This window comes from Citrobacter sp. Cy070 (genome assembly GCF_030332245.1).
Lineage (GTDB): Bacteria > Pseudomonadota > Gammaproteobacteria > Enterobacterales > Enterobacteriaceae > Citrobacter > Citrobacter youngae.
Window position 1 is genome coordinate 21061 of the sequence record NZ_JAOWIG010000064.1, and the last position, 6157, is coordinate 27217.

A 6157-nucleotide genomic window follows, 5' to 3' on the forward strand; every position below is an offset into this window, starting at 1 on the left:
AGTCTCAGCGATCGGACACAACCACAGTAATGTGGCTGGTGCGCTTCAGGATGCGATCTGCACGACCTTTTGCACGCGGCATAATGCGCTTCATGCTCGGGCCTTCGTCTACGAAAATTTTCGTAACTTTCAGATCGTCAATGTCAGCGCCATCGTTGTGTTCAGCGTTAGCAATGGCAGATTCCAGGACTTTCTTAACCAGTACAGCCGCTTTCTTATTGGTGTAGGTCAGAATATCAAGGGCCTGCGACACTTTCTTACCGCGAATCAGGTCTGCAACAAGGCGAACCTTCTGAGCAGAAGAACGAGCATGGCGATGTTGAGCTAAAGTTTCCATCTCTTCCTCCTACCTTATTTCTTCTTCGCTTTTTTATCAGCAGCGTGGCCGCGATAAGTACGAGTCGGTGCGAATTCACCCAGTTTGTGACCGACCATTTCGTCGGAAACAAATACCGGAACGTGCTGACGACCATTATGGACAGCGATGGTCAAACCGATCATGTTAGGAAAGATCGTTGAACGACGGGACCAAGTGCGCAGGGGCTTCTTGTCTCCGCTTTCCACCGCTTTCTCTACCTTCTTCAGCAAGTGCAGGTCAATAAAAGGACCTTTCTTGAGAGAACGTGGCATGGCTTATCCTCTAAAATTATTTGCTACGGCGACGTACGATGAATTTATCAGTACGCTTGTTGCTGCGGGTCTTCTTACCTTTGGTCTGAACGCCCCACGGAGTTACCGGGTGCTTACCAAAGTTACGACCTTCACCACCACCATGTGGGTGATCGACTGGGTTCATCGCAGTACCGCGAACGGTAGGACGAACACCACGCCAGCGTGCAGCACCTGCTTTACCCAGAACGCGCAGCATATGCTCAGCATTGCCAACTTCGCCCAGAGTTGCACGGCAATCTGCTTCGACTTTACGCATTTCACCAGAACGCAGACGCAGGGTGACATAAGCACCATCACGAGCAACGATCTGAACGTAAGTACCAGCGGAACGTGCCAGCTGACCGCCTTTACCTGGTTTCATTTCTACGTTATGAACGGTAGAACCAACCGGGATATTGCGCATCGGCAGGGTGTTACCTGCTTTGATTGCAGCATCAACGCCAGACTGAATCTGGTCGCCAGCTTTCAGGCCTTTAGGGGCCAGGATGTAACGGCGTTCACCGTCTTTGTACAGAACCAGCGCGATGTTCGCGGAGCGGTTCGGATCGTACTCAAGACGTTCAACAACTGCCGGGATACCGTCTTTGTTGCGTTTGAAGTCAACAATACGATAAGCCTGCTTGTGACCACCACCGATGTGACGAGTGGTGATGCGGCCATTGTTGTTACGACCACCGGATTTGCTGTTTTTTTCAACCAGCGGAGCAAAAGGTTTGCCCTTGTGCAGCTCTGGGTTGACCACTTTAACAACGTGGCGACGACCCGGAGATGTCGGTTTACATTTAACAACTGCCATTGTATTACTCCTCCGACTTACTCAGCGCCGCCGACGAAGTCCAGATTCTGGCCTTCCTTCAGGGTGACGTAAGCTTTTTTCCAGTCGCTACGACGACCGATACGCTGTCCGTGACGTTTAACTTTCCCTTTAACTACCAGGGTGTTAACGACTTCGACTTCGACTTCAAACAGTTTCTGCACAGCAGCTTTGATTTCTGCTTTGGTCGCGTCTTTAGCAACTTTGAGAACGATGGTGTTAGTTTTTTCCATCGCAGTAGACGCTTTTTCAGAAACGTGCGGTGCGCGCAGCACTTTCAGCAGACGTTCTTCACGAATCATGCCAGCATCTCCTCAACTTGCTTAACAGCATCAGCAGTCATTACGACTTTGTCGAAGGCGATCAGGCTAACCGGGTCGATACCAGTTGCATCGCGTACGTCAACCTTGTGCAGGTTGCGCGCAGCCAGGAACAGGTTCTCGTCCAGCTCACCGGTGATGATCAGCACATCTTCCAGAGCCATGTCTTTCAGTTTCTGTGCCAGCAGCTTAGTTTTAGGCGCTTCAACAGAGAATGATTCGACAACGATCAGACGATCCTGACGTACCAGTTCGGACAGAATGCTTTTCAGCGCGCCGCGGTACATCTTTTTGTTTACTTTTTGACTGTGGTCCTGTGGACGAGCAGCGAAGGTCACGCCACCTGAACGCCAGATCGGGCTCTTGATAGAACCTGAACGCGCACGGCCGGTACCTTTCTGGCGCCACGGCTTTTTGCCTGAACCAGTTACTTCAGCACGAGTCTTCTGAGCACGAGTACCCTGACGAGCACCAGCTGCATAAGCAACAACAACCTGGTGAACCAGCGCTTCGTTGAAATCACGACCGAAGGTAGTTTCGGAAACAGTCAGCGCGCTCTGCGCGTCTTTCAATACTAATTCCATTGCTATCCCCTTACGCCTTCACAGCTGGTTTAACGATCAGGTCGCAACCGGTCGCACCCGGAACACCACCTTTAACCAGCAGCAGGTTGCGCTCAGCGTCAACACGTACTACGTCCAGGCTCTGAACGGTTACACGTTCGTTGCCCAGCTGACCTGCCATTTTCTTGCCTTTGAACACTTTGCCCGGAGTCTGGTTCTGACCGATAGAACCCGGAACGCGGTGAGACAAGGAGTTACCGTGAGTAGCGTCCTGGGTACGGAAGTTCCAGCGCTTAACGGTACCAGCGAAACCTTTACCTTTAGAGGTACCGGTTACGTCAACTTTTTTAACGTCAGCAAACAGTTCAACGCTAATGTTCTGACCAACGGTGTATTCTTCACCATCTGCCAGACGGAACTCCCACAGGCCGCGGCCAGCTTCTACGCCAGCTTTAGCAAAGTGGCCAGCTTCCGGCTTAGTTACGCGGTTAGCTTTTTTAGCACCGGTGGTAACCTGAACAGCGCGATAGCCATCGTTAGCCAGATCTTTAACCTGAGTAACGCGGTTTGCTTCAACTTCGATAACGGTTACTGGGATAGATACGCCATCTTCAGTGAAGATGCGGGTCATACCCACTTTTTTACCGACTAAACCAATCATTGTATCAACCTCTCAATCGCTCGATGACCTGATTAACCCAGGCTGATCTGCACGTCTACACCGGCAGCCAGGTCCAGACGCATCAGAGCATCAACGGTTTTTTCAGTTGGCTCAACGATGTCAACCAGACGCTTGTGAGTACGGATCTCGTACTGATCACGCGCGTCTTTGTTGACGTGCGGGGAGATCAGAACGGTGAAACGCTCTTTGCGGGTCGGCAGCGGGATCGGACCACGAACCTGCGCACCAGTGCGCTTGGCAGTCTCGACGATTTCCGCGGTTGATTGATCGATCAGACGATGATCAAACGCTTTCAAACGGATACGGATTCTTTGGTTCTGCATGAGACCAGAGCTCCAATTATTTTATAGACGAAATAGTTACTCCTCAAACCCATTACGATTGATGGGAGAGTGTAACCGTTCTTACAGAGTTCCCCGATTGGGAACATTGTCTGGTATTGCTTTCGCAGTACCGGTGGCTCATATCGAACCGCTGTCAATATTAGACAAGCCCGCGCATTATACGTAAATCTCAGTCTTAAGCAAGTGCCGCGTAGAAATTAATCACTCTTACGCAGATGCGAGTGCTATTCCACTCTGATTGTATACGCTTTTACGCGGCGCAAATTCCCTGGAAAGACGTCAGCAAAATGGATATTCGGGCGTTGTGCAGTTAGCGCTACTTGCCTGATAGTTAGCTCTTTCTCGCACCGGATTGAGACATGAATACTGAACTTCCCTTTTTGCTGATTTATATCTCTCTATCCGGACTGCTTGGGGTTCAGGATTTGCGTACTGGCCTATTGCCCGACAAATTCACCTGCCCTCTTCTCTGGAGTGGTCTTCTTTTTCATCAATGTTGCAACCCCACACAGTTGTCCGATGCACTTTGGGGAGCCATTGCAGGGTATGGTGTATTTTCTCTGTTCTATTGGGGATACCGCCTGGCATGGCATCAAGAAGGATTAGGCTATGGAGACGTAAAATTTCTCGCCGCACTTGGCGCGTGGCATCGATGGGACTCATTACCTCTGTTGATCTTACTTGCCGCCGGGCTGGCTTGCTGCATGACAGGTGTAGCATTTATAACGCATGGAAAAAAGAAACTAAAAAACCCGCTGCCTTTTGGGCCATATCTGGCGGCTGCGGGTTTTGTTGTTTGCTGGCTAAATCTGATACAGGGCGGTTAGTCGCTGACCTTAATTTGCGATTGCAGATAGTTTTGCAATCCAAGTTTTCCAATCAGATCCAACTCCGTTTCGAGCCAATCGATATGCCCTTCTTCTTCGGTCAGGATCTCAATCATCATGTCCCGACTAACATAGTCATGAACGCTATCGGCGTAAGCAATGGCTTCGCGTAAATCTTTCGCACCATCAAGCTCGAGTCGAAGATCGGATTGCAGCATCTCTTCAACATCTTCACCAATCCCCAACTTACCTAGATCTTGTAAGTTTGGGAGACCTTCTAAGAATAAAATACGCTCAATATATTTATCAGCGTGTTTCATCTCATCTATTGATTCATGGTACTCAACATCATTGAGGCGAGTCAGTCCCCAGTTTTTAAACATACGGGCATGGAGAAAATACTGGTTGATTGCGACAAGCTCATTTCCCAATAGTTTATTGAGATAATTTATGATTTTAACATCACCTTTCATTTTATAGTCCCTCCGCTTCCACTCTTAGAGCGTAGATGGGGCTACAGGGATGTCAAAAAAAAGAGTGTGACTTAGGCGATCTCTTTAAATTCTGGCATTTGCGTTAATTCATCCTGCATGACTTCACGGGCAGCACGAATGCACTTACCGCACTGATTTCCAACAGGAATAAATTTACGTAATTGCTGAAAGGACTGAGGGTGAAACTGGCGAACAGCCTGACGAATTTTTTTATCACTTATCGCATTACACAAACAAACGTACATGATCGCTCCCGTTCAATTTCTGCGCAAAGTGTAAATGAGAATAGTTATGATTACAATAGCACAACGCTATTTACGCGGCGGGAGAATGAATAAAAAATGCGAATAAATATGACAGCTACTAAATTGCAGGCAGCAAAAAGGGCGCCTAAGCGCCCTTTTTAAGCTCAAAGCTAATTAATCAATAATTAGCTCATTACTTTAGCAACAACGCCCGCACCTACAGTACGACCGCCTTCACGGATTGCGAAACGCAGACCGTCATCCATCGCGATTGGGTGGATCAGGGTAACAACCATTTTGATGTTGTCGCCCGGCATTACCATCTCTACGCCTTCCGGCAGTTCGATGGTACCCGTCACGTCAGTAGTACGGAAGTAGAACTGCGGACGGTAGCCTTTGAAGAACGGAGTATGACGGCCGCCTTCGTCTTTGGACAGAATGTACACTTCAGATTCGAACTTGGTGTGCGGCTTGATAGAGCCCGGCTTAGCCAGTACCTGACCACGTTCGATTTCTTCACGTTTGATACCACGCAACAGAACACCAACGTTCTCACCAGCACGGCCTTCGTCCAGCAGTTTGCGGAACATTTCAACGCCAGTACAGGTAGACTTGGCAGTCTCTTTGATACCAACGATTTCAACTTCTTCACCAACTTTGATGATACCGCGTTCTACACGACCGGTAACAACGGTACCACGACCGGAGATGGAGAATACGTCTTCGATTGGCAGCAGGAACGGCTTATCGATAGCACGTTCTGGTTCCGGGATGTAAGAATCCAGGAAGCCAGCCAGTTCGATGATTTTCGCTTCCCACTCTGCTTCGCCTTCCAGCGCTTTCAGAGCAGAACCACGAACGATCGGAGTGTCGTCGCCCGGGAAATCGTACTGAGACAGAAGTTCACGAACTTCCATTTCTACCAGTTCCAGCAGCTCTTCGTCATCAACCATGTCGCATTTGTTCAGGAACACGATGATGTACGGAACGCCTACCTGACGACCCAGCAGGATGTGCTCACGAGTCTGCGGCATCGGGCCGTCAGTCGCAGCAACAACCAGGATCGCGCCGTCCATCTGCGCAGCACCAGTGATCATGTTTTTAACATAGTCGGCGTGGCCCGGGCAGTCTACGTGTGCGTAGTGGCGAGTCGGGGTGTCATATTCAACGTGAGAAGTGTTGATGGTGATACCACG

11 protein-coding genes are annotated in these 6157 nt (G+C 49.5%); 1 reads left to right on the forward strand and 10 read right to left on the reverse strand.

Features of this window, described 5'->3' with window-relative positions; translation table 11 throughout:
* Positions 1-4 precede the first annotated feature (4 nt).
* From rplV to rpsJ, 7 genes are read right to left on the reverse strand one after another with little or no spacing between them, the layout of a single operon-like run.
* A complete protein-coding gene (rplV, locus tag OGY19_RS10525) occupies positions 5-337 on the reverse strand; it encodes a 50S ribosomal protein L22 (RefSeq protein WP_000448832.1) in 333 nt (110 codons plus the stop codon).
* Between the two features lie 14 nt (positions 338-351).
* Positions 352-630, reverse strand: a complete 279-nt coding sequence (gene rpsS, locus OGY19_RS10530) for a 30S ribosomal protein S19 (RefSeq protein WP_001138115.1) — start codon at positions 628-630, stop codon at positions 352-354.
* Positions 631-646: 16 nt separating this feature from the next.
* The gene (gene rplB / locus OGY19_RS10535) at positions 647-1468 is read right to left on the reverse strand and encodes a 50S ribosomal protein L2 (RefSeq protein ID WP_000301869.1); all 822 of its coding nucleotides are present in this window, start codon (positions 1466-1468) and stop codon (positions 647-649) included.
* 17 nt (positions 1469-1485) lie between these two features.
* A complete protein-coding gene (gene rplW, locus OGY19_RS10540) occupies positions 1486-1788 on the reverse strand; it encodes a 50S ribosomal protein L23 (protein WP_000617546.1) in 303 nt (100 codons plus the stop codon).
* Entirely contained in the window at positions 1785-2390 is a 606-nt protein-coding gene (gene rplD, locus OGY19_RS10545; protein WP_003031119.1) for a 50S ribosomal protein L4, read from the reverse strand. The genes rplW and rplD overlap by 4 nt, the downstream gene beginning before the upstream one ends.
* Before the next feature lie 10 nt (positions 2391-2400).
* Positions 2401-3030 (reverse strand): 50S ribosomal protein L3, encoded by a 630-nt coding sequence (rplC, locus tag OGY19_RS10550; protein WP_003031117.1) that lies wholly within the window; start codon positions 3028-3030, stop codon positions 2401-2403.
* Positions 3031-3062: 32 nt separating this feature from the next.
* Positions 3063-3374: a 30S ribosomal protein S10 gene (gene rpsJ / locus OGY19_RS10555; RefSeq protein WP_001181005.1), complete on the reverse strand. Its 312-nt coding sequence runs from the start codon at positions 3372-3374 to the stop codon at positions 3063-3065.
* A gap of 380 nt (positions 3375-3754) precedes the next feature.
* Here rpsJ and OGY19_RS10560 point away from each other — a divergent pair, with 380 nt between their 5' ends.
* Positions 3755-4222 carry a prepilin peptidase gene (locus tag OGY19_RS10560; RefSeq protein ID WP_115601377.1) on the forward strand — a complete coding sequence of 156 codons (468 nt, stop codon included), beginning with the start codon at positions 3755-3757 and terminating at the stop codon, positions 4220-4222.
* Here the strand turns inward: OGY19_RS10560 and bfr are convergent.
* From bfr to tuf, 3 genes are all read right to left on the reverse strand, one after another.
* Positions 4219-4695, reverse strand: coding sequence for a bacterioferritin (bfr, locus tag OGY19_RS10565; RefSeq protein WP_040232010.1), 477 nt, complete (start codon positions 4693-4695; stop codon positions 4219-4221). The two genes, OGY19_RS10560 and bfr, sit on opposite strands and share 4 nt — an antisense overlap.
* A 71-nt stretch (positions 4696-4766) precedes the next feature.
* The gene (bfd, locus tag OGY19_RS10570; protein WP_003031111.1) at positions 4767-4961 is read right to left on the reverse strand and encodes a bacterioferritin-associated ferredoxin; all 195 of its coding nucleotides are present in this window, start codon (positions 4959-4961) and stop codon (positions 4767-4769) included.
* A 185-nt stretch (positions 4962-5146) separates the two neighbouring features.
* Positions 5147-6157, reverse strand: a 1011-nt coding sequence (gene tuf / locus OGY19_RS10575) for an elongation factor Tu (protein WP_127674166.1), incomplete at its 5' end; no start/stop codon positions are given.